Here is a 22,018-nt window from a genome sequence, read left to right as displayed (position 1 = left end):
GAAGCGATGGAGCGTTCGGGGGGCACGGTGGAGCTCTTGACCGACAGTGCCAGTGGCGGCGCCGGTGACGACGGCACGCTGACGGTCGGCCTGGCCAGGTCGGTGCGGGAGCACCCGGGGCGGCCCGCCGTTCGCGATCCGCGCCGACAGGTCAGTTACGCCGAACTCGACGAGATCAGCAACAGCGTGGCCAGCCTCTTCCTCCGGCGTGGGCTTAGGCCCGGCGCGCGGATCGGAGTCTGGCTCAACAAATCCGTCGAGGCGGTGGCCGCCATCCACGCGGTGCTGCGCGCTGGGGCCGCGTATGTGCCGCTCGACCCGACGGCGCCGCCCCGGCGCGTAGCCCGCGTGCTCGCTGACAGCGACGCGGCCTGGCTGATCACCACGCCCGAACGTGCCGCCAGCCTGCGGGAGTTGGTGCGTACGGGAGGAGCGGACCGCGGGGCCCGGGAATCGCCGGCACTGCTGCTCGTCGGCGACAGCCCGGAAAGCTCCGGGGACCGGGCCGCCGCGTCGTGGGAGGACACCCTCGTCCGGTACGCGGGCGCCCCCCGGGTCCGCGTACCGGACGGTCCGGACGACGTGGCGTACATCCTCTACACGTCCGGGTCGACCGGGGCACCCAAGGGGGTCGTGCTCACCCACGGCAACGCCCGTGCGTTCGTCGACTGGGCCGCCGACGAGTTCTCCCTGAGCCACGAGGACGTACTGGCGAGCCACGCGCCGCTGCACTTCGATCTGTCGGTCCTGGACCTGTTCGGCGCGAGCTCGAACGCGGCCTGTGTGTCGCTGGTTCCCGACCACTGGCAGGGTCTGGGTACCGCGCTGCTGCGGTTCGTCGCCGACCAGCGCGTCACCGTCTGGTACTCGGTTCCCACCGCGCTCCGGCGGATGGCCGAGGCGGCTGACAGCGCCCTGTTGTCCGGGTCTCGGCTGCGGGTCGTGGCGTTCGCCGGGGAGGAGTACCCGGTGCGGCACCTGCGGCAGCTCGCCGCGGTTCTGCCGAAGGACGCAGCGCTCTACAACCTGTACGGCCCGACCGAGACCAACGTCTGCACGTATCACCGCGTCGGTTCCGAAGACCTGGTGGAAGGGGCCGTCCAGGCACCTCCGATCGGCCGGATGTGCCCGTACGCGACGTCCGTACTGCTGGACCGCACCGGACTGGTGCTGTCGGCCACTGGCGAGGCGACCGTCGAGGCCACTGGTGAACTCTGCGTCGCGGGAGGCTCGGTGATGCGGGGCTACTGGAATGACGTCGCGAAGACCGCGCACAGCACCTTCGAGTCCGACGGTGTGCACTACTACCGGACCGGGGACATCGTCCGTCGCGGCACCGACGGCCAGTACACCTTCGTGGGCCGCGACGACGGCATGGTCAAGGTCAAGGGACACCGGATCGAGCTGGGTGAGATCGAGGCCGCCCTGGACAGCAGGCCGGAAGTGCGCGAGGCCGTCTGTCTCGTGGCCCCGGGGCCGGACGGCCAGCCCCGGCTTGTGGCCTTCGTGACGGCGGCGAGTGGGACCCGGCCCGAGGAGCGTGGCCTGCGGCGTCACTGCCGCGAAAGCCTGCCCGGCTACATGGTCCCGGAACGCATCGAGACCGTCCCGGCACTGAGCTACACGTCCACGGGCAAGGTCGACCGGCGGTCCATGGCCCGCCTCGCCGCGCTATGACGAGCCGCGCCGCTACCGGACGGGGGAAGAGCGGGGGATCAGTGGGCAGCCAAGGGGGATACGGCGTGCCGCGGAAGCTGGTGAGCAAGTACCGGGCGGGCTCGTACAGCGTGGAGACATGGGAATGGCCGAGCACCACGCTGGGCGTCGACAAGCGCGTCAGTGTGCTGGTGCCGGGCGGCTGCGCGACCGGAGTGCCGGTGCTGTACCTGCTGCACGGCTTCGGCGGCAGCAGGGAGACGTGGCTCAGCCGCACCCGGCTCCTTGAACACCTCGACGGGACCGGTCTGATGGTGGTACTGCCGGAGAGCGGCCGTCGCTGGTTCATCAACGATCACCGGGGCTTTCGTTACGAGGACTACCTCCAGGGCGAGCTCCTGCCCTTCGTCGAGGACACCTACGCCGTGCACGTAGGTCCCGGGCGGCGGGCCATCGGTGGATTCTCGATGGGTGGCGCGGCGGCGCTGATGCAGGCGCTGCGCCATCCCGGGACGTACGGGGTGGTGGTGAGCCATGCGGGAGCCTTCGAGGCCCCGCTGCGGGAAGGCGACCCCTACCGGCAGCTTCGCGGAGCCCGCGATCTCGCGATCCCGTCCGTCGAGGCGCATGAACGGGTATGGGGTCCGGTCGGCAGCGTGGTGCGGCGGCGGTACGACCCGCATGCGCTGCTGGCCGCGCTCCCGGCCGGCCCACGCCCCGTCGTGTACGTGGACGTGGGTACGGAGGACTACCCGAGGATCACCGCCATGAACCGCCGGATGGCCGGGGCGCTGCGGCGGGCGGGCGTCGTCACGGAGTACCACGAACGCCCGGGCGCCCATGACCTCACTTTCCTGGACCACGCTCTGCCCCGCTCCCTGCAATTCGTCGACGATCAACTGAGGAGGAACTGACGATGTGTGGCATCGCAGGCTGGGTCGACTGGGAACAGGACCTGACCCGGTCCGAGCCGGTTGTCCGCGGCATGACCAAGACACTGGCCCCGCGCGGTCCCGACGCACAGGACGTGTGGGTCCGCGGGCACGCCGCCCTCGGCCACAGCCGACTCGCCGTCATCGACATCGAGGGCGGCGAGCAGCCGATGGCCCGCACGGGGCGGGACGGTGGCCTGGCCGTGCTCACCTTCAGCGGCGAGATATACAACTTCCGCGAGCTGCGTGCCGAACTCGCCGCCCACGGCTGGACGTTCACCACCCGCTCGGACACCGAGGTCCTGCTGACCGCCTATCTGCAGTGGGGCACCGGCTTCGCCGAACGACTCGACGGCATGTACGCGTTCGCGATCTGGGACCGACGTACCGAGAAACTGCTCCTGGTCCGGGACCGTTTCGGCATCAAGCCGCTGTATTACGCCAAGGCCGGCGACGGGATCGTGTTCGGTTCCGAGCCCAAGGCACTGCTCGCCCACCCTGACCTCACGGCCGAACTCGACCGGGAGGGCGTGGCGGAGCTGATGTCCGTGCCCCGCGCCAGGACACCGGGACACGGCACCTTCCGCGGGATGAAAGAGGTCAGACCTGGACGGATGGTCGTCGTCAGCCGGTCGGGGTCGCGCGAGATCCCGTACTGGCAGCTGGAGGCCGGACCGCACACCGAGGACTTCGCCGCCACCACCTCGCGGGTGCGCGAGCTGCTGACCGACATCGTCCGGCATCAGGTGGTGGCGGATGTCCCCGTGGGCACTCTGCTGTCGGGCGGCATCGACTCCAGCGTGGTCACCGCGCTGGCGGCCCGGGAACTTGACGGTCGTCTCGCCGGGTTCTCCGTCAACCCACCGGCCGCGGGCAGGCCCGGGTCCGACGCCTGGCGGCCCAGCCCGGACGGCCCGTACGCAGAGCTGGTGGCCCGCTCCCTCGGCATCGACCACCTGGTCACCGACATCAGTGTCGACGATCTCGTCCAGCGGTTCGACGTCGGTGTCGGCGCCCGCGACCTGCCGGGCTGGGGCGACCTCGACACCTCGATGTACCTCCTGTTCCGGACCATCCGTGAACACTGCACGGTCGCGCTCTCCGGAGAGGCCGCCGACGAGATGTTCGGCGGCTATCTGTGGCAGCTGGAGGAGGACTTCGTCGGGCACTCCTCGTTCCCCTGGATGCACGGCAGGCGCCAGCCCGAGTTCCTGCTGCACGAGGACGTGCGCCGTGCCGTCGAACCGGGGCGTTACGAGGCGGACCGCTACCACGAGGCGCTCGGCGCGGTTCCGTCGCTGCCGGGCGAGGACCCGGTGCGGCGCAGGCAGCGCGAGGTGTTCCACCTGGGGCTGACGCATTGGCTGCCAGGCCTGCTCGACCGGCAGGACCGGCTGAGCATGGCGCTCGGCCTGGAGGTCCGGGTCCCGTTCGCCGACCACCGGCTGGCCCAGTACCTGTTCGACGTGCCTCCGGAACTCAAGGCGTACGGCGGGACGGCGAAGGCCCTGCTGCGAGGGGCGGCGGCCGGGCTGCTTCCCGACGAGGTGGTGAACCGGCCCAAGAGCGCGTATCCGGCGAGCCGCAATGCGCAGTATGTGGCGCGCATGAGGGAACTCGTCCTGGACCTGCTGGCCGAGCCGAACGCCCCCGTCTTCGAGCTGCTCGACCGGGAGAAGGTCCGCGCGGTCGTCACCTCACGACTGGAGGGCCTGCCCGGACCCATCACCGCCGTGACACCGGCCATCAGCCTGTCCTATCTGCTGGAAATGAACCAGTGGCTGCGGTCCTACCAGGTGCGCGTCACGCTGTGACCAGTCCACGCTCTGTGATCGGCCGGATCCTGCCGCCATCGGCGGTCTGGGAGGAGGCGTTCGACGACTCGGCTGCCAGCGAGCTGTTCCCAGAGGAGGAAGCGGTGACGCGAGGCGCGGCGCCGCAGCGTGTCAGCGAGTTCCGGACCGTCCGCCGCTGCTCGCGACAGGCCCTGGAGAAGCTCGGAGTACCTCCCGCAGCGATCCTGCCCGGTCCTCGGCGGGAGCCCCGATGGCCCTCCGGAATCGTCGGCAGCTTGACGCACTGCGAGGGATACCGGGCCGCCGCGGTTGCCCGGTGTCATGACTTCGCCGCGCTCGGCATCGACGCGGAGCCTCACCTACCGCTGCCCGCTGGCCTGTTGCCCAAGGTCGCCCGGCCCGAGGAACTGGTACGGCTCGCGCAGCTGACGGCCCGCTACCCCACAGTGCACTGGGACCGACTGACCTTCAGCGCCAAGGAGTCCGTCTACAAGGCCTGGTCCCCGCTGGCCCAAAGCTGGCTGGGGTTCCACGACGCCGCCCTCATCATCCACCCGCTGCGGCGCACCTTCCACGCCCGCCTGTACGCGGCCGGGTGCGTGCTCGATGGTCGGCCCCTCATGGCCATGACCGGACGCTGGACCGTCGAGGGCAGCCTGATCGGTACCTCGGTGGCTGTCGACGCACCGGTGACCGCGCTTCCGCACGGCGCCGCCACCACAGCCGCTCCGCCCCACTCGGCCATCTGCCGCTCATGAAGGGACCAGCCATGTCCGACACCTCTGCCCCTACTGTGGATACGGCCCGCGAAGCGGTGTCCCGGCGCCTGCTGATGTGTTCGCCCCGGTACTTCGACGTGACTTACAGCATCAATCCCTGGATGGACCCGGCGAAGCCGGTCGACGCCGGCGCGGCACGCCTGCAGTGGGAGCAGCTGCGGGACCTGTATGTGTCGCTGGGTCACACCGTTGAACTGATCGAGCCTGATGAGGACCTACCGGACATGGTCTTCGCCGCCAACGGCGCCACCGTGGTGGACGGCAAGGTCCTGGGCTCCCGCTTCCGGCATCTGGAGCGGACCGCGGAGGGCCCTGCCTATCTGCGGTGGTTCACCGACAACGGCTTCCCGGACGTGCTGTGGCCGGAGTACGTCAACGAAGGCGCGGGCGACTACCTGCTGGCGGGCCGCACGCTGCTGGCCGGCACCGGATTCCGTACCGACCCGCGCTCGCACGCCGAGGCACAGGAATTCTTCGGGGTTCCGGTCGTCGGACTGACGCTGGTCGACCCCCGCTACTACCACCTGGACACGGCGCTGTGCGTGCTTGCGCCCGGCGAGGTCATGTACAACCCGGCCGCGTTCTCGCCGGGCAGCCGCGCCGTGCTCCGGGAGATGTTCCCAGACGCGATCCTGGCCGGCGCGGAGGATGCGGCGGTGTTCGGCCTCAACGCCTTCAGCGACGGCCGGAATGTCATATTGCCCGAGGCCGCGCTTTCTCTCGCCGCGCGGTTGCGGGAGCGCGGATTCAACCCTCTCGGGATGGATTTGCCGGAACTCCTCAAGGCGGGTGGCGGAGCCAAGTGCTGCACCCTCGAACTGCACCCAGCCGTGCACCTTGACGGGGCTTCCTGCTGACTTTTGGACTCAGCTGAATCAACTAGGCCGGTTGGCCTCGAATCAAGGATGGTTGAATTGGTGCTGGAAATATGGGATCCACAGAGATACGACGGCCTCAGACGTCAGCTCATCCCCTCCTTTGACCTGCTGTACGAGAGTGCTGCGGCTGCCCTCAGGATGTCGGTTCCCGAGGAGGGAAGGATTCTTGACCTCGCAGCTGGGACGGGGTTGCTTTCGGCTGCCGTCCGGAATGTTCTCCCCAAGGCCGAACTTCTCTTGACGGACGGCTCGGAGCGTATGCTGGAAAGGGCACGCGAGCGGTTTTCCGGTGATGAGTCGGTAGGATTTCAGATAGCTGATCTTGAGTCACCGATCCCGTCGCAACCGTTTGACGCCATCATGTCAGGGCTCGCGATTCACCATCTGCCACATGAGGGCAAGCGCGACCTGTTCCGCCGTGTCCACGATGCCCTGGAGGACGGCGGTGTCTTCGTGAACGTGGAGCAGATCCGGGGGCCGGACGCGGCAGTCGAGGTCATGTACGACCAGCGGCACGAGGACCACGTGCAGAACTCACAGACCCCGCCGGAGGAATGGGCGGCGGGTCGTGAACGGATGAAGCACGACATCTGCGCTGACCTTGATTCGCAGCTCACCTGGCTGCGGGAGGCAGGCTTCGCCGTGGTCGACTGCCTGGTCAAGGACTGGCGCTTCGCCTGCTACGCGGCCTGGCGACGCTCATGACGTCCGTGCTGGTAGAGGCGGTGCGGCAACACCGGTCCAGCGACTGCGCCGTGCGTACCGTCGATGGCGTCGCGGCCAGCTACGCGCAACTACTCGACTTGGTCGACACCATGGCCGCCGGTCTGACCGAGCACGGTGTCCAGGCTGGGCAGACCGTGGCCTTTGCCCTGCGTAACAGCGTCGAGTACGTGGCCTGCATTCTGGCCGTGGCGGAGGTCGGGGCGCGGTATGTCCCGCTGCTCTCGAACTTCAGCGCCGACGACGTCAGCAGGGCGTTGGAGCGGACGGAACCGGTACTCGTCGTGACTGACGGCAGCCGTGAACTTGCCCTGGAATCCCTGACCACGGTGCACGTCAGTGCCCTGGCTCGTTCTGGCACGCGGCGGAACAGGGCAGGAGACACCGTTCACGCCGGCGTGTTCCGTATGCTGTGGACGTCCGGGTCCACGGGATTCCCCAAGGCGGTGGCCTGGCGGCAGGACAAGTTCCTGACAGAGCGGCTGCGCTGGTTGGCCGACTCCGGAATCTCCCGCGGAGATGTCTTCTTCTGCCGTCACCCGCTCGACGTTGCGCATGCCACAGACCTGCATATGTTCGCGGCTCTGCTGTCTGGCGGAGAGCTTGTTCTCGCGGATCCCGGTGCCGACGCCGACGCGGAGCAGCTCCTGCAGCAGCTGACCGAGTACCGGGTCACCGTGATGAGTGCTCTCCCCAGTCACTACGAGGATCTGGTGCGTGCGCGGCAGCGCCCCATACCCGTGAACAGCACGACGGTAGACCTGTCCAGACTCAGGCTGCCGCTGTGCGGAGGCGCCTATCTCAGCCCTCTCCTCATACGCGATGCTGAACGGATCCTCGGGATAGGGATCCGGCAGATCTACGGGTCCACCGAGTTCGGCCTCGCCATGGGAGCGATCAACGAACCCCATGGCCCCGAGGGGTCGATGGTCCCGGTCGAAGGGGTGAGTACCCGCCTCGTCGCACTGTCCGACGGCACCGATGTGCATGGGACTTCGGTGATCGGCGAACTCGTCCTGCGATCCGACTGCACCAGTGAGGGGTACCTGTTCGACCAGGTGGCACACGAGAAGACGTTCCGTCACCCGGAGTTCTGGACGGGGGACGCCGCAGAGCGCCTGCCGGGCGGTGCCTACCGCATCCTGGGGCGGGTGACCGAGGCGCTCCGCTCCCTCGACGGCCCCCTTCTCGCGCCGGTGCTGGACGAGGAAATCACGGCGGACGGGACCGTCGCCGAAGTGGCTTCGCTGCCGATGACGCCTGGCGGCTATGGCGCTGCGGTGAGCGTGGTGGCGGTCCCGTCTCAGGGGTCCTCCGGGGCGCAGGCACGTGAAGTCGTGGCAAAGGTTCTGGCCAGACACGGTCTTCGCGGCACGGTGCACCTCGCTGACTCGCTGCCCAGGACGCCGGTCGGCAAGACGGACAAACCCCGGCTCCGACAGCTGTATCTCACTGTGGGAGGCCCCCGTTGATCCCCTGCTACGACCAGGGTGAAGGACCCCCGATCGTCGTCGTGCTGGGGCTTGGCGCAACGGCTGCCTTCTTCGACGACGCCGCTCAGCGCCTGGCGCGGCGCCATCGGGTGGTGGTCGTTGAGCTGCCTGGCCATGGTGCGGCCCCGGGCGGCGAGGCCACTGTCCAAGAGGCGGCCCGCCGGGTGCTGCGCGTCTGCGACGAGAGATCTCTACGGGAAGTGACGCTGCTGGGATGGTCGCTGGGGGCCACGGTCGCCTACGCGTGTCTGGCCCAGGACTCGGCGGCACGGATCAACGCGCTTGTCTCCGTGGAGCAGACGCCGCGGCTGACTCTGGGCGAGAACTGGCCCCATGCGGCATTCGGCGGCCTGGCCCCTGAGGGAATCGGCGATCTGGCCGGGAGTATCACGGCCGACCCCGCCGCCTTTGCCGGGACCCTGGTGGGAAGTTCCTTCGCCGCGGGCACCGAACCGGACCCGCACATGGTGGACCGCCTCGTGGCCGAGAGCCTGACGTGTGATCCCACGGCGATGGCGGCCTTGCTGACCGACGCCGCGGGCCAGGACTGGCGGCAGCGGCTGACGGACGCCGTTACGGTCCCCTCGCTGATCATCCATGGAGCGCGAAGCCAGGTGTACCCCACAGACGTTGGGTCCTGGTTGGCACGCGCGTTGCCCGGATCCCGCTTCGAACTCTTCGCGGAGAGCGGGCACCTCCCCTTCATCGAGGAGCCGCAACGGTTCGTCAGCACGGTCATCGATTTCGCCTCGACCGTCGTCCATCCACTCAACGTGGCGCTCTGAGCGCCCACCGAGGAGAGCAGGAGAGCACACGTGCACGCGGAAGCCCAAGATTCCCCAACGCCCCTGCAGCGCATTGCCTGGATTTACCCGGAGCGTCGAACTCCATGGCAGCGCGAGTACGAGGAGAACGCTGTCTGGACTCCGTACCAGAAGATCGCCGCCGAGCTGGGCCTCTCAATGACGGTGAACAAGCCGGAGGAACTCGCCGTGGACGCCGTGGACGCCCGGCACCCGAAGGTGTTCCTCAAGGGTGAGCGAGTCACCCCCGAGGACACTCTCTTCGTGACATCCCTCTACTCGCTGCCCCACCAGACTGTGGATGTCGCCGCTCAGCTGTTCACCTTCACGCTGCTCGAACGCCTTGGATTCTTTCTGCCGGTGCCACCCGCCCTGTCCTATATCGGAGGTGACAAGGCGGCCACCGCGGTGCACTTGAAGGACAGCCCGGTGCCTCTTCTGCCGACCGTACGCATCAGCAGCGGGCGTGAGGCGATGACGGGCCACTACGACCAGGCGCTGGCCGAACTCGACTACCCGCTGATCGTCAAGCCCGCCAACTGGGGCATGGGGCTGGGCATCTCCGTTGTCAACAACATCTACGACCTGCGCGGGGTGATCGGCCTCGCGGGCGGATCCGACACACCGCTCGTGGTCCAGCCCTACGTCCCAGGGGTCAGCGAGTACCGGATCTACACGGTGGACGGAGAGCCGCACACCGCACTGACCGGGAAGAAGGACGGCTACTGCCTGATGACCACCGACTCCGTGGGAGGCCGGCGTGAGCGCGGCTATACCGGTCTCCCCGAACAACTCGCGGAGACGGTGCGCTATGTGTGTGAGCGGATACCGGCACCGTACCTGTGTGTGGACTTCCTCCAGGACGGCGATCAGTTCTGGCTCTCGGAAATCGAGATGGACGGTGCGGTGGGTTTCAACGGCATACCAGAACAGGATCTGGCAGCACACCGGATCGTGGAAGCACGCTTCCGCTCCTACCTCCGGGGGCATGCTGCGTTCCTGTCCCAGCGTGCGGCGTCGGACGGGGTGACCGGGAGCCGATGACCGCTTCTCGCAGCCTCACAGGAGCAGAACCAAAGGAGTCGACGGGAGGGACCATCGGTTCTCTCCCCTGGGAGTCGATTTACCAGCAAGCGCGGGTAGTCAAGCAACTGGGGGGACCCTCGGTGCCCCGCGGTGCCTTGAGTCTTGCCGAGCTCCAGGTGACCGGCCCGGATTACCTCTTCACCGCGACGAGGGCCCGCGCAGCGGACACCGGTTCGGTGATCATGGCGAGTGGGGGCACAACGGGCTCCCCCAAACCCACCTACGTGCCCTACCACCAAGCGCTGGAACGCCTGCTGACGGAATGGGCACCGCTGAGCCACGGCGCGACCCTACTCAACCTCTTCACCCCCGGCCGGTTGTGGGCCTCCCACTACTACCTGCAGGCCCTCGCCGAGCGTAGCCAGTGCCATGTCCTGCCTGCGGGTCCCTATCCGCCCCAGGACGTGGCCGCGTGGCTCGAACTGTTTCGACGGATGAAGGTCAGTGCCCTGGCCGGGACACCGACGGGACTCGCGGACTTGGCCGCAGGAGTGCTGGCCACCGGCGAGGAGTTGGCGGTCGACACCGTCATCTGGATGGCCGAGCCCTGGACTCCCGCGAAGGAAGAGATCGTACGCAGGGCGTTCCCCGGTGCTGGGTTCTGGGGCAACTACGGCTCGGTGGAAACGTATGTGATCGCCACCAACACCCCGGCCTGCGATCTTCGGACTCTGCACCTCATGCAGGACCAAGTGCTGGAACTCGACTCCGACGGCGCCCTTCTCACCCGGGCGGGAGACGGCTGGACGGTGCCCGTGGTCCGCTATCGCCTCGGCGACCGGATTGCGCCCGCCAGCTGCCGGTGTGGACGCCCCCGGGCCCTTCGGGTCGAAGGGCGGGCGGACGACTCGGTGAAGCTGCACGGCACTTTGCTGAGCATCAGTGAAGTGCTGGCAGCCGTCACGGCCGAGGCCGGTGTGACCGAAGCCCAACTGGTACTCACCCGCACGCCGGGCGCCCGGCACGTGGTCGACCAACTCACCGTTCAGCTGATCGGAAAGGCCGCCCCCGAACACATCCGCGCGGTCCTGCTCCGCCAGTTCTACAGCCTGGCACTTGTCGCCCAGCAGAATCCCGAGCTGCTGGCCGTGCGCCGGGTCGAGCGGCTGGAGCGGGTGGCCCGGACGAACAAGGTTCCCCCCATGGTGTGGAAGGAGGCCGGGCATGAGCACTGACCAGGTCCAGGACCCCGTTCGGTCAGAAAGCTCAGTTCGTGGGCGCCCCTGGCTGGTCCTGACCGTGTTGTGCCTGGCGTATTTCAAGGCGCAGCTGGACGGGGTAGTCCTGCCGGTGGCGCTGCCCAGTATCACGGCTGACCTGAACGCCTCGTTCCAGCAGACCGTCTGGGTGATGAGCGCCTACATCTTCACTCTGGCCGTCACGCTGATCACGGCTGGGCGCCTCGGTGACCTCTACGGAAAGCGGCGGGTCTTCTTGACCGGCGTCGCTGTGTTCACTCTGTGCAGTCTCGGTGGGGGGCTCGCGCAGAACCCGGAGCAACTCATCACCGCGCGAGCTCTGCAGGGGCTGGGCGCGGCGCTGATCATCCCGCAGAGCATGGCGCTGCTCGTGGAGACCTACCCCGCAGAACGGCGCGGCACCGCCCTGGGCATCCGGGGCGGCGCCGGAGGTGCCGCCGCAGTGGCCGGACCGGTGGTCGGCGGACTGCTGGTGTCCCTGGCGGACTGGAGGTGGATCTTTTTCCTCAACCTCCCCCTTGGCATAGCCATTCTGGTCCTCGCCTGGCTGGCCCTCCCCGCCGCGACGCAGCGGTCGCGTCGGCTGGACCCTTTCGGCGTCGCACTCTCCTCCGGCGCGCTGCTGGCCTTGGCGGTCAGCCTCAACCAGGGAGAGAGCACGGGGTGGGATGCCTGGATCTGGTGGACCATGGGCGGGGCCTTTCTGCTCGCCGTCGTGTTCGTCGGACAACAGTGGCGCTGGCAGGAGCGTGAGCCGCTGGTGCCGTTCGGGATCTTCCGGGACCGGAACTACACCGTCATGAACTTCTATGCCGTGCTCACTTCGGTCACGATGATCGGCCTGGTCCTGGTCATGTCCGTCTACTTCCAGACAGTCCTGGGGTTCAGTGCCTTGCGAACCGGGCTCATTCTCATGCCTGCTTCGTTGTTCTCCATGGCACTGAGTCCGTTGGCTGGGAAGCTCAGTGACAAGGTGGAAGGGCGGTACCTGCTGCTCGTCGGCGGCGCTTTGACCACGGCCGGAATGCTCTGGATGCTGTATGGCATGCGGCAGAGCGCGCACTGGCAGGATTTTGTGGTGGCTATGTGCGTTATCGGCGCGGGCAATGCCTTCCTGCTCACCCCGTTGTCAGCGGTGGCCCTGTACCGCGTCACGCCGGAGACAGCTGGAGCCGCCTCCGGCGTGCTGGTTACCAGCATGCAAGTCGGTGCCATGATCGGCGCGGCGGTGGTGGGGGGACTGCTGGGAAGCGTCAGCGGGGCGCCAGTACTGGATTCCAGCAGGCTGCTGATGGCCGTATTCGCGCTGACCGGCGCACTCGCTGCCGCGCTCTGTCTCGCTGCGCGTAAGAATCTTCCCCTGGCGGCCCCTCGTGACACTCCTGCGGAGTCCCGGGAGTGAGCGCCTAGCTGGCCTTCACCGTCCGGGGAACCTGACCACTGGCAGTGACGGATTCTGCTGCCGAGGACTCTGCCACCACGACGAAACGGTCGTCATCGTGATCACGATGGCGGCCGTTTCGCTTTGTGCTGGTGTGGGTGTCTTAGGTGTTCTTGGGGGCTGGTGTGAGGTGTCTCTCAGGTGCCGGGGATCGTGCCGGTCAGCGCAGGACGAGCAGGACGGCCAGCGCGATGAGTAGCGAGTCGATCCGGTCCAGGAGGCCGCCGGAGCCGGGGAGCCAGTGGCCGGTGTCCTTTGCCTGGGCGCCTCTTTTGATCATGGATTCGACGAGGTCGCCGGCCGGCCCGCCGACCGCCACCGCGATCGCCATCGGCCAGGTCAGCGCGGACAGTACGGCGAGCACGCCGAGGCCCGCCGCCGCCCCGGCCAGCGTCCCGCTCCAGCGTTTGGCCGGTGACAGGGGCGACAGGCGAGGACCGCCCAGCCGGGGACCGGCGAAGTACGCCACGATGTCGGCGACCGAGACCGCCATGAACAGGGCCAGCGCGCTCGCCCCGAGCGGCACCAGCGCGGCCAGCACGCCGAGCCAGGCCAGCCCGAGCAGGCCGGAGCCGAGTCGGCGCCCGCCGTGTTCGGTGTCGCCGGACAGGAGCGGCACCGCGGCGACCGCGAGTGCCCCGAGCGCGGCCACCCGGAGTTCCTGGCCGGGTGCCAGCCAGGTGGCCAGCACCACGCCCGCCACCGCTGAGGCCAGTACGCCCTGGTCCGCCCAGCCCAGTGACATCAGCCTGCCGAACTCCAGTACGGCGATCACCGCGACCACGAGGGCGAGGGCGGCGGCACCAGGGCGGCCCAGCCAGAAGGCCCCGGTGACCAGGGGCACTCCGACCGCCCAGGCGCACCACCGGGTCAGCAGCTCACGGCGCCGGGATGCCGCCACCGCGATGCCCGCGAGGCCCAGCGCCCCACCGAGGTAGGGCGCCAGGGAAGCCACGGTGATCACCGCGCGGAGCCCCCGGCGACGGGAAGCGCGGGCAGCCCCGAAAGCGCGGGAAGCAGGACGTCCAGAGCGGCTCGGTACGCGGTCACGATGCGCGCGTTCTCGGTGGTGTCCTTGACCGCGACGCGCACCGTGCGCCCCTGGTACCGCGGTGACAACGGTGACAGGTCCCGCAGATATACGTCGCTCCGACGGCACTCGCCCACCAGTCGCGCGGCACTCGGCCCGCCGGACGGCAGCGTCAGGTTGAGGAAGTTCGCCACGCCTTCCTCGACCACCACGCGATCGTCGACCCCGGCCAGGTCGGTGGCGAGCTGGCGGCGCAGCTCATGGGTGCGACGCCAGCAGTCGCTGTAGTACGCCGGGTCGCGCAGGGCCGCCACCGCGGCCAGCTGCGCGGGGAGGCTGACGGGCCAGGGCGGTGTCCAACGGCGCAGCCGCGCCGCGGTGTCCGGCTCGGCCACCAGGTACGCGGCCCGCACGCCGGACAGCGCGTACATCTTGGACAGTGAGCTGCACACCACGACCCGCGGGTCCGTCGCGGCGAGATCGGCGAGGGACTCGGCCAGGTCGACATAGCCCAGGTACGCCTCGTCGATCCACCAGCGGGTCCGGGCCGGTGCGTCGGCGATCACCGAGCGCAACTCCGCGGCTGGTGCGTGGCGTCCGGTCGGATTGTTCGGGTTGACGACTACGACGAGGTCGTAGTCGCCCGCGCTGACGGTGGCGGCCAGCCGGGCCGGATCGATCCGCCAGTCGTCCTCACTCCGCAACCGGAACCGGTCCACCCGGCATCCGATCACCCGCTCGGTGACATGGGCGTACTCGCCGTAGCCCGGGTCCATCAGCAGCACCCTGCTCTGCGGGGTCAGCCACTGGCCAAATGCCCTGAAGATCAAGTCGGATGAACCGGCACCCACCGCGAGGGTGTCCGCGGAGAGCCCTCGGGCCGTGGCGATTTCCGCCAGCAGGCCCCCGGCGTCGGCGGGCGGCGAGGTCCGGGCGGCCCAGGCCGGATCGTCGGCGAGCGCCGCCCGCACCCCGGGAGCCGGTGCGAACCAGGCGTCCAGCACATCGGCGGCGACTACCTGGTGGCGGCGGTGCAGGCTACGGAAGTCCGTACCGATGGCGGTGAACGAGGCGCCGCCGTGTTCGCAGCCGTCCGGCCGGGGCGCGAACGGCATGTCCAGCCGCCAGTCCACCTCGGACCGTAGACGCTCCAGCAGGGCGCCGTACCGGCCCGTCGTGACCTTCGCCAGCTCGGCCACGCTGCCCGTCAGCACCTCGAACGTCACGGCGCCGCTGTGGACCGTACGGCCGACCGGGCGCAGGCCGACGGCCACGTACATGTCGAGCAGGTCGCTGCGCCCCATCGCCACCACCTGGCGACCGCCTCGGGCGGCGATCCAGCGCAGCGCCGCGTACATCAGGAGCGATGCCACCGCGGTGGACCGCCAGCGTGGCTCGACGGTGAGGATGCGCACCTCGAACACATCGCCCTCGTCCAGCAGCGGCAGCGCGTCACGGGTCAGGTACTTGTCCAGCGCGTACCGCCCCAGCCATGGCGGTGTCACACTGACGAACCCGATACGGAGCGCGCCACGCGCCGCGACCAGATAGACGTTGTCGCCGTCCAGGCCGTCGCGGAGCTGACCTGCGGGCACGGGCGCGTGCTGGCCCAACTCCTGTGCGTATACCCGGTGTCGCAGTTCGTGGATCCACTCGAGATCCTCTGGGGTAGCAGCGCGCAGCTGCAGGTTACGGCTCATGGGAACCTCTCTGAACTACGGGAGAGGCCTCATCGTCGGGCGCGGGCAACGTCCGCGTCAGAGCCAAGCGACGCACGCGGCCTGAGTACACGTACTCAGGCACGGCGATTCCCCGAGTGCTCCGTGACGACGGCCGCGACCGTGTCGGCTCTGCGGCTGCCCGGTCCGGCGGGTGTGGAGGGTGGGGGCGGCTGGGGTCGGTGGGGGTGGCGGCGGGGTGGCCTAGGCTGGGTGGGTGACGACTCCGCAAGCCGATGAACCCGCCTCGGATGGGCCGCGTGCCGACGCTGACGCCCCCGCCGCCGCCTCTGAGCGGGCTGGTGAGGGTGCGGCCCCGCGGCCCGAGGAGCGGCTGGAGCGGGCCGTGCGGGCTGCTGAGCAGGCGCTGATCGAGTACGAGATCGCGATGGAGACCTTCCGGGTCGAGGTGGACAACTTCTCCCGGCTGCACCATCAGCGGCTCGGGCCGATGTACGCACGCCTGGAGGAGCTGGACGCGCAGATCGCGGAGGCCCGGGCGGCCCGTACCGGTGACGCGGAGGACCTGCGGGTGGCGCGGGAGCTGCGGGCCAGGGTGCTGCCGATGCCGGACGTCGCCGAGCTCTTCCAGGACTGGATGGACTCGGACGGTCTGTCGCCGGAGGCCGCGGCGATGCTGACCGACAGGCCGGTACGTGCTCCGCAGCGGGTGCGGCCCAGCGACGAGGCGCGGCGGCTCTTCCGTGACCTGGTGCGCAAGGCCCACCCGGACCTGGCGCAGGACGACCGGGAGCGGGAGCGGCGGGACGCGTTCATCGTGCGGGTCAACGCCGCCTACTCGCTGGGCGACGAGGTGCGGCTGCGCGAGCTGGCTGAGGAGTGGGCCGCGGGGCCGGTTCCCGATGAGCTGCGGCCGAGCAAGACCGAGGAGCTGTACGTCCGGCTGGAGTGGCTGGCCAAGCGCAAGGAACTGATCACGCTGGTCGCACGGGAGCTGGAGGAGAGCGCGATCGGGTCGATGCTGCGGATGGCGCCCGACGACCCGGACCGGTTCCTGGAGGAGATCGGCGACCAGCTGCTCGCCCAGGTCGCCGAGCGTGAGCGGGAGCTGGCGGAGCTTGCCGCCGAGACGGGGCCTGGCGTCGGGTAGCGTCGGGGTATGGCTTTTGGATCTGGAGTGCCCACGGTCGGCGTCGACGCTCTGTCGGACGGTGACTTCCTGCTGGACGTACGCGAAGACGACGAGTGGCAGGCGGGTCATGCCGCGGGGGCGCTGCACCTTCCGATGAGTGAGTTCGTGGCCCGGTACGGCGAGCTGACCGAGGCGGCGCCGCAGGACGGCGGCCAGGTCTATGTCCTGTGCCGGGTCGGCGGCCGCTCGGCGCAGGTCGCGCAGTACCTCCTCCAGCAGGGTGTGGACGCGGTGAACGTCGACGGCGGTATGCAGGCCTGGGAGGCATCGGGCCGCCCGGTCGTGGATGACAAGGGACAGCCCGGCGCTGTGGTCTAGGGCCTGACCGGCCTGACCGGCCCCAGGGAGGGTCAGGCGAGGGGGTGGGCTCCGAGCAGCTCGCCGAGTGCCTCCTCGTGGGCCGCGGCCGGGCCGAGTGAGAGCTCGAGTTGCTTGGCCCAGGCGTGGTAGCGGTGTAGCGGGTAGTCGACGTCGGAGCCGAAGCCGCCGTGCAGATGCTGAGCGGTCTGCACCACGCGCCGTACGCCGTCCGACGCCCAGATCTTGGCCACGGCGATGTCCCCCGCGGCGGGCAGCGCGCCGTCCGCGCCGGTGGAGATCCGCCAGGCCGCCTGCCAGAGGGTCACCTCCATCGCCCGCAGGTCGATATAGCGGTCGGCGGCCTGCACGGCCACCGCCTGGAAGGTGGCGATCGGGAAGCCGAACTGCTCTCGCTTGCCCGTGTACTCACTCGTCATGGCCAGCACGGCCTCGCCGAGCCCGAGAGCGAGCGCGCAGGTGCCGGTGGCCAGCAACTGGTGCAGCCGCTCCCAGGCGCCGTCCACGTCGATCAGCTCGCTGGCCGGAAGGCGTACGGCGGCGAGGTGGAGCTCGCCGAGACGCTCGCCGCTGGTGGAGGTCTGCTCCGCGATCCGCAGCCCTTCCTGCCCGGTGGGGACCAGGGCGAGGACGGTACGGCCGTCGGCGGTGTGCGCGGGGACGACCACCAGATCGGCGTTCGGGGCCCAGGGCACGGCCGTCTGGACGCCGTCCAGCACCCACTGCGGACCGTCCTGCCGCGCGGCGACAGCGCGCTCGGCCGGGTCGTGTCCGGTGCGGCCGTTCGCGGCGACGGTGAGCACGAGCGTGCCGCGGGCGGCGCCCGGCAGGACGCGCCGCTTCAACTCCTCGCCGCCGAAGGTCTGTACGGCATACGCGGCCGCGCTGCTCTCCAGCAGCGGAACGCGGGCCAGGACCCTCGCGGACTCCCGCAGCACCAGGCACAGCGCGATGGCGTCGAGCCCCGCCCCGTCGTACTCGCTTCCCAGCAGCAGGCTCAGCAGGTCCGCCTCGGCGAGCCGCTTCCACAGCGCGCGGTCGAAGTCCTCGGCCACGGCCCCCGGGGAGAGCGCCGGACTGGGGACGCCATCCGGCGCGACCGGGGCGAAGACCGCCTTGGCCGCCTCGACGGCTGCCTGTTGCTCCTCCGTGAAGGTGAAGTCCACTGCACGTCCTCCCGCTCCCACGCCCGTTACCGCTGTCCGCGCCTGACGGACCGTCAAGATAGAACAGGTTCTAGGGGAAGGGAATGGCGTCAGCGGTCGAAGTCGAGCTCCACTCTCTCGGTGGTCGGATGGGACTGGCAGGCCAGCACATAACCGGCGTCGGTCTCCTCAGGCTCCAGCGCGAAGTTACGGTCCATCCGCACCTCGCCGTCGACCAGGAAGGCCCGGCAGGTCCCGCACACCCCGCCCTTGCACGCGTACGGAGCGTCGGAGCGGTTGCGCAGCACCGTCTCCAGCAACGACTCGCCGTCCTGCACGGGCCAGCTGCCCGAGCGCCCGTCCAGCGTGGCGGTCACCGTGCTGTGCGCCGGGGCGGAAGCGGCAGCCGCAGCCCCGGCCCCAGCCGTGGGTGCCTGGGCGACACCGTCGTCCACATGGAATATCTCCTCGTGGATCACGGCCCGCCGCACCCCGAGCGCCCGCAGCGCCCGCTCGGCCCCCTGCACCAGGCCGAAGGGCCCGCACAGAAACCACCCGGATATCTCCGCGACGGGCAACAGCTCGGGCAGCAGCGCCGTGAGCCGCCCCTCGTCGAGGCGCCCGGATGGCAGGCCCGCCTGCTGCTCCTCCCGGGAGAGCACCGTCACCAGCTGGAACCGGTCCGGGTAGCGGTCCTTGAGGTCCGCCACCTCCTCCAGGAACATCGTCGACGCCGTGGTGCGGTCGCTGCGTATCAGGCAGAAACTCGCGTCGGGCTCCCGCGCCAGCAGCGTCGAGACGATCGACAGCACGGGCGTGATGCCACTGCCCCCGACCACCGCGGCGTAGCGTCCTGGCCGGGGCTCCAGGGTGAATCGTCCGGCGGGCGTCATCACCTCCAGCTCGTCGCCGACGGCGATCTCCTTGTGGGCGTACGTCGAGAACTCGCCGCCCTCCACGACCCGTACTCCCACCCGCAGCGTGCTCGGCCCTTCAGGGGCCAGGGCGGGGGAGCAGACCGAGTACGTGCGCCGGATCTCGCCGCCGTCGACCGTGCGGCGTACGGCGAGGTGCTGGCCCGGCGTGTAGCGGTACTCCTCGCGCAGGTCCGCGGGGACCTCGAGGGTCAGGGCGATGGAGTCGTCCGTGAGCCGGTCGAGGGCCGTGACCCGGAGCGAGTGGAAGCGGGCCCGGGTTCCGGCGGCCATCACAACTCCTTGAAGTGGTCGAAGGGTTCACGGCAGCTGACGCAGCGACGCAGTGCCTTGCAGGCGGTCGACGAGAAGCGGCTCAGCAGTTCGGTGTCGTTGGAACCGCAGTGCGGGCAGCGCACCGACAGCGTCAGGGGTATCGGACCTTGGGCGGCATGGGGGCGGGGTGGTGCGATCCCGGCCTCGGCCAGCTTGCGGCGGCCCTCGGGTGAGATGTCGTCCGTCGTCCAGGGCGGCGAGAGCACCGTCCGCACGGCGACCCGCTCGATGCCGTCCTGGTGCAGCACCCGCTCGATGTCGGCGGACATCGTCTCGACGGCGGGGCAGCCGGTGTAGGTGGGGGTCAGCTCGACCTCCACGCTGCTCGGGCCCAGCACCCGCACGCCGCGCAGCACGCCCAGCTCCTCAAGGGACACCACCGGCAGCTCGGGGTCGGGCACCGCGCCAGCCAGCACCCTCAGCCGCTCCTCCAGGGGAGAGGGCGAGAGTGGGGCCGTGGGCGAGGCTGAGGTCACCATGTCGCCCCCGGGTGGCTGCGGTGCAGATGCTGCATCTCGGCGAGCATCCGGCCGAACGACTCCGTGTGCAGCCCCTGACGGCCCGCTCCAGCCGACCAGGCTCCGCTCTGTGGCCCTTCCGGCACGGTCAGGGTCGCCCGCCCGATGACCTCGGTCACCGATGCGCGCCACCCCTCTTCCAGTGCCTGCCAGTCGATGTCGAGGCCGTCGACTGGCCAGAACAGCTCGCCGGTGAAGCGCCACAGTGCGTCCAGCGAACGCTGCGCCCTGCCGTGGCTCTCGTCCGTTCCGTCCCCGAGGCGCAGCGTCCACTGCTCGGCGTGGTCCTGGTGGTACGTCACTTCCTTGACGGCCTTGGCTGCCAGCGGGGCGAAGGGCCCGGAGGAGTTCGCCAACTGCTGGTACAGCAGCCGCTGGTAGGTGGAGAAGTACAGCTGGCGGGCGATGGTGTGGGCGAAGTCGCCGTTCGGCTGCTCGACCAGTTGGAGATTGCGGAAGGCACGCTCCTCGCGCAGGTAGGCGAGCTCGTCCTCGTCACCGACGAGGGACAGCAGCACCCGCGCCTGGCCCAGCAGGTCGAGGGCGATGTTCGCCAGGGCGACGTCTTCCTCCAGGACCGGGGCGTGCCCGGCCCACTCGCCCAGTCGCTGGGCGAGCACCAGCGCGTCGTCGCCGAGGCAGAGCGCGGCGGGGGCAGTCACCGTGGGTGCCTGGGTCACAGGTGCTTCACCCCTTCCGGGATCTCGTAGAAGGTCGGATGGCGGTACGGCTTGTCGGCGGCGGGCTCGAAGAACGGGTCCTTCTCGTCCGGTGAGGAGGCGGTGATCGAGGTGGACGGCACCACCCAGATGGAGACGCCTTCGCCGCGCCGCGTGTAGAGGTCACGGGCGTTGCGCAGGGCCAGCTCCGCGTCCGGTGCGTGCAGGCTCCCGGCGTGGGTGTGCGAGAGCCCGCGGCGCGAGCGTACGAACACCTCCCACAGGGGCCACTCGGTCGAGCTGCTCATGCCGTCGCCTCTTCCCTTACCTGCTGTGCCCGCTGTGCTTGCTGTGCCTGCGGGGTGTGCTTCGCGGCGTACGCGGCTGCCGCGTCCCGTACCCAGGCGCCTTCGTCGTGGGCCTGCCTGCGCTGGGTGATCCGCTGGTCGTTGCAGGGGCCGTTGCCCTTCAGGACGGCCCAGAACTCGGTCCAGTCGATCGGGCCGAAGTCGTAGTGGCCCCGCTCGTCGTTCCACACCAGGTCGGCGTCGGGGAGCGTGAGGCCGAGCGACTCGGCCTGGGGGACGCAGATATCCACGAAGCGCTGGCGCAGTTCGTCGTTCGAGTGGCGCTTGATCTTCCAGGCCATGGACTGCTCGGAGTGCGAGGACTCGTCGTCCGGCGGGCCGAACATCATCAGGGACGGCCACCACCAGCGGTTCACCGCGTCCTGAGCCATCTCGTGCTGGGCGGGTGTGCCACGGCTCAGAGCGAGCAGCGCCTCGTACCCCTGGCGCTGGTGGAAGGACTCCTCCTTGCAGATCCGGACCATGGCCCGGGCGTAGGGGCCATAGGAGCAGCGGCACAGCGGCACTTGGTTGGTGATCGCGGCGCCGTCCACCAGCCAGCCGATCGCGCCGACGTCCGCCCAGGTCAGCGTCGGGTAGTTGAAGATCGACGAATACTTCTGGCGGCCGCTGTGGAGCTTGTCGAGCAGCTCGTCCCGGCTGGTGCCGAGCGTTTCGGCGGCGCTGTACAGGTAGAGCCCGTGCCCCGCTTCGTCCTGGACCTTGGCCATCAGGATCGCCTTGCGGCGCAGCGAGGGCGCGCGGGTGATCCAGTTCGCCTCTGGCTGCATGCCGATGATCTCGGAGTGGGCGTGCTGCGCTATCTGCCGCACGAGCGTCGCGCGATAGGCGTCGGGCATCCAGTCGCGCGGTTCGACGCGCTCATCGGCAGCCACGGCGGCGTCGAACGCCGCCGCGTGGTCCGCAGTCACCGTTGACATGCACGGCCCCCTGAGTTCGAGATCGTGGCCGAGCGAAACGGTCTACCGACCGATCGTTCGGTTCGTGGATTTCAATGGTGGGTCCGGCGGCCTTAAGCTGTCAACCCTGTGGATAACCTCACGGACGCTGTGCGAGAAGGCCGCGCCTGAGTA

General features: G+C 69.5%; 21 protein-coding genes. 13 read left to right on the top strand and 8 right to left on the bottom strand.

From position 1 onward, the window contains the following. The first annotated feature begins 36 nt into the window (after positions 1 to 36). From GCN81_RS30115 to GCN81_RS30065, 11 genes are all read left to right on the top strand, one after another. Positions 37 to 1,677, top strand: a complete 1,641-nt coding sequence (locus GCN81_RS30115; protein WP_197287847.1) for an amino acid adenylation domain-containing protein — start codon at positions 37 to 39, stop codon at positions 1,675 to 1,677. A gap of 65 nt (positions 1,678 to 1,742) precedes the next feature. Further along, the gene (locus GCN81_RS30110) at positions 1,743 to 2,570 is read left to right on the top strand and encodes an alpha/beta hydrolase (RefSeq protein WP_231627074.1); all 828 of its coding nucleotides are present in this window, start codon (positions 1,743 to 1,745) and stop codon (positions 2,568 to 2,570) included. 2 nt (positions 2,571 to 2,572) lie between these two features. Next, a complete protein-coding gene (gene asnB, locus GCN81_RS30105) occupies positions 2,573 to 4,402 on the top strand; it encodes an asparagine synthase (glutamine-hydrolyzing) (RefSeq protein WP_156727706.1) in 1,830 nt (609 codons plus the stop codon). Continuing rightward, entirely contained in the window at positions 4,399 to 5,142 is a 744-nt protein-coding gene (locus GCN81_RS30100; protein ID WP_231627073.1) for a 4'-phosphopantetheinyl transferase family protein, read from the top strand. The genes asnB and GCN81_RS30100 overlap by 4 nt, the downstream gene beginning before the upstream one ends. Positions 5,143 to 5,153: 11 nt before the next feature. Then, on the top strand, positions 5,154 to 6,020 hold the full coding sequence (gene ddaH, locus GCN81_RS30095; RefSeq protein WP_156727705.1) for a dimethylargininase: 867 nt from the start codon (positions 5,154 to 5,156) through the stop codon (positions 6,018 to 6,020). Positions 6,021 to 6,080: 60 nt separating this feature from the next. Next, positions 6,081 to 6,746, top strand: coding sequence for a class I SAM-dependent methyltransferase (locus GCN81_RS30090; protein ID WP_197287846.1), 666 nt, complete (start codon positions 6,081 to 6,083; stop codon positions 6,744 to 6,746). Next, the gene (locus GCN81_RS30085; protein WP_156727704.1) at positions 6,743 to 8,236 is read left to right on the top strand and encodes a class I adenylate-forming enzyme family protein; all 1,494 of its coding nucleotides are present in this window, start codon (positions 6,743 to 6,745) and stop codon (positions 8,234 to 8,236) included. Before GCN81_RS30090 ends, GCN81_RS30085 begins: the two co-directional genes overlap by 4 nt. After that, positions 8,233 to 9,042 (top strand): alpha/beta fold hydrolase, encoded by an 810-nt coding sequence (locus GCN81_RS30080; protein WP_156727703.1) that lies wholly within the window; start codon positions 8,233 to 8,235, stop codon positions 9,040 to 9,042. The genes GCN81_RS30085 and GCN81_RS30080 overlap by 4 nt, the downstream gene beginning before the upstream one ends. 30 nt (positions 9,043 to 9,072) lie before the next feature. Next, the gene (locus GCN81_RS30075; protein ID WP_156727702.1) at positions 9,073 to 10,104 is read left to right on the top strand and encodes an ATP-grasp domain-containing protein; all 1,032 of its coding nucleotides are present in this window, start codon (positions 9,073 to 9,075) and stop codon (positions 10,102 to 10,104) included. Further along, positions 10,101 to 11,321, top strand: coding sequence for an AMP-binding protein (locus GCN81_RS30070; RefSeq protein WP_156727701.1), 1,221 nt, complete (start codon positions 10,101 to 10,103; stop codon positions 11,319 to 11,321). The genes GCN81_RS30075 and GCN81_RS30070 overlap by 4 nt, the downstream gene beginning before the upstream one ends. Beyond that, positions 11,311 to 12,747, top strand: coding sequence for an MFS transporter (locus GCN81_RS30065; protein WP_156727700.1), 1,437 nt, complete (start codon positions 11,311 to 11,313; stop codon positions 12,745 to 12,747). The genes GCN81_RS30070 and GCN81_RS30065 overlap by 11 nt, the downstream gene beginning before the upstream one ends. Before the next feature lie 199 nt (positions 12,748 to 12,946). Here GCN81_RS30065 and GCN81_RS30060 read toward each other — a convergent pair whose 3' ends face one another. Continuing rightward, positions 12,947 to 13,750 (bottom strand): phosphatidate cytidylyltransferase, encoded by an 804-nt coding sequence (locus GCN81_RS30060; RefSeq protein ID WP_197287844.1) that lies wholly within the window; start codon positions 13,748 to 13,750, stop codon positions 12,947 to 12,949. After that, positions 13,747 to 15,516 (bottom strand): histidinol-phosphate aminotransferase family protein, encoded by a 1,770-nt coding sequence (locus GCN81_RS30055; RefSeq protein WP_156727699.1) that lies wholly within the window; start codon positions 15,514 to 15,516, stop codon positions 13,747 to 13,749. Before GCN81_RS30055 ends, GCN81_RS30060 begins: the two co-directional genes overlap by 4 nt. 235 nt (positions 15,517 to 15,751) lie before the next feature. Between GCN81_RS30055 and GCN81_RS30050 the strand changes: the two genes are divergently transcribed. Then, positions 15,752 to 16,645, top strand: a complete 894-nt coding sequence (locus GCN81_RS30050) for a hypothetical protein (protein WP_156727698.1) — start codon at positions 15,752 to 15,754, stop codon at positions 16,643 to 16,645. A 9-nt stretch (positions 16,646 to 16,654) separates the two neighbouring features. Next, positions 16,655 to 17,005 (top strand): rhodanese-like domain-containing protein, encoded by a 351-nt coding sequence (locus GCN81_RS30045; protein WP_197287843.1) that lies wholly within the window; start codon positions 16,655 to 16,657, stop codon positions 17,003 to 17,005. A gap of 32 nt (positions 17,006 to 17,037) precedes the next feature. On the opposite strand, the gene GCN81_RS30040 is transcribed toward GCN81_RS30045, so the two are convergent. The 6 genes from GCN81_RS30040 to paaA form a co-directional block, all read right to left on the bottom strand. Further along, on the bottom strand, positions 17,038 to 18,171 hold the full coding sequence (locus GCN81_RS30040; protein WP_156727697.1) for an acyl-CoA dehydrogenase family protein: 1,134 nt from the start codon (positions 18,169 to 18,171) through the stop codon (positions 17,038 to 17,040). A gap of 89 nt (positions 18,172 to 18,260) precedes the next feature. Continuing rightward, the gene (gene paaE, locus GCN81_RS30035) at positions 18,261 to 19,358 is read right to left on the bottom strand and encodes a 1,2-phenylacetyl-CoA epoxidase subunit PaaE (protein WP_156727696.1); all 1,098 of its coding nucleotides are present in this window, start codon (positions 19,356 to 19,358) and stop codon (positions 18,261 to 18,263) included. Beyond that, complete coding sequence (paaD, locus tag GCN81_RS30030; RefSeq protein ID WP_156727695.1) at positions 19,358 to 19,879, bottom strand: 1,2-phenylacetyl-CoA epoxidase subunit PaaD; 522 nt, start codon at positions 19,877 to 19,879, stop codon at positions 19,358 to 19,360. Before paaD ends, paaE begins: the two co-directional genes overlap by 1 nt. Continuing rightward, positions 19,873 to 20,598: a 1,2-phenylacetyl-CoA epoxidase subunit PaaC gene (paaC, locus tag GCN81_RS30025; protein ID WP_156727694.1), complete on the bottom strand. Its 726-nt coding sequence runs from the start codon at positions 20,596 to 20,598 to the stop codon at positions 19,873 to 19,875. Before paaC ends, paaD begins: the two co-directional genes overlap by 7 nt. Then, positions 20,595 to 20,885: a 1,2-phenylacetyl-CoA epoxidase subunit PaaB gene (gene paaB, locus GCN81_RS30020; RefSeq protein ID WP_156727693.1), complete on the bottom strand. Its 291-nt coding sequence runs from the start codon at positions 20,883 to 20,885 to the stop codon at positions 20,595 to 20,597. The genes paaC and paaB overlap by 4 nt, the downstream gene beginning before the upstream one ends. Continuing rightward, complete coding sequence (paaA, locus tag GCN81_RS30015) at positions 20,882 to 21,865, bottom strand: 1,2-phenylacetyl-CoA epoxidase subunit PaaA (protein ID WP_156727692.1); 984 nt, start codon at positions 21,863 to 21,865, stop codon at positions 20,882 to 20,884. Before paaA ends, paaB begins: the two co-directional genes overlap by 4 nt. Positions 21,866 to 22,018 lie beyond the last annotated feature (153 nt).

This window comes from Streptomyces apocyni, from assembly GCF_009739465.1.
Taxonomy (GTDB): domain Bacteria; phylum Actinomycetota; class Actinomycetes; order Streptomycetales; family Streptomycetaceae; genus Streptomyces; species Streptomyces apocyni.
The sequence above is the reverse complement of the archived record's forward strand: the minus strand, read 5'-3'. Positions and strand labels throughout refer to the sequence as shown.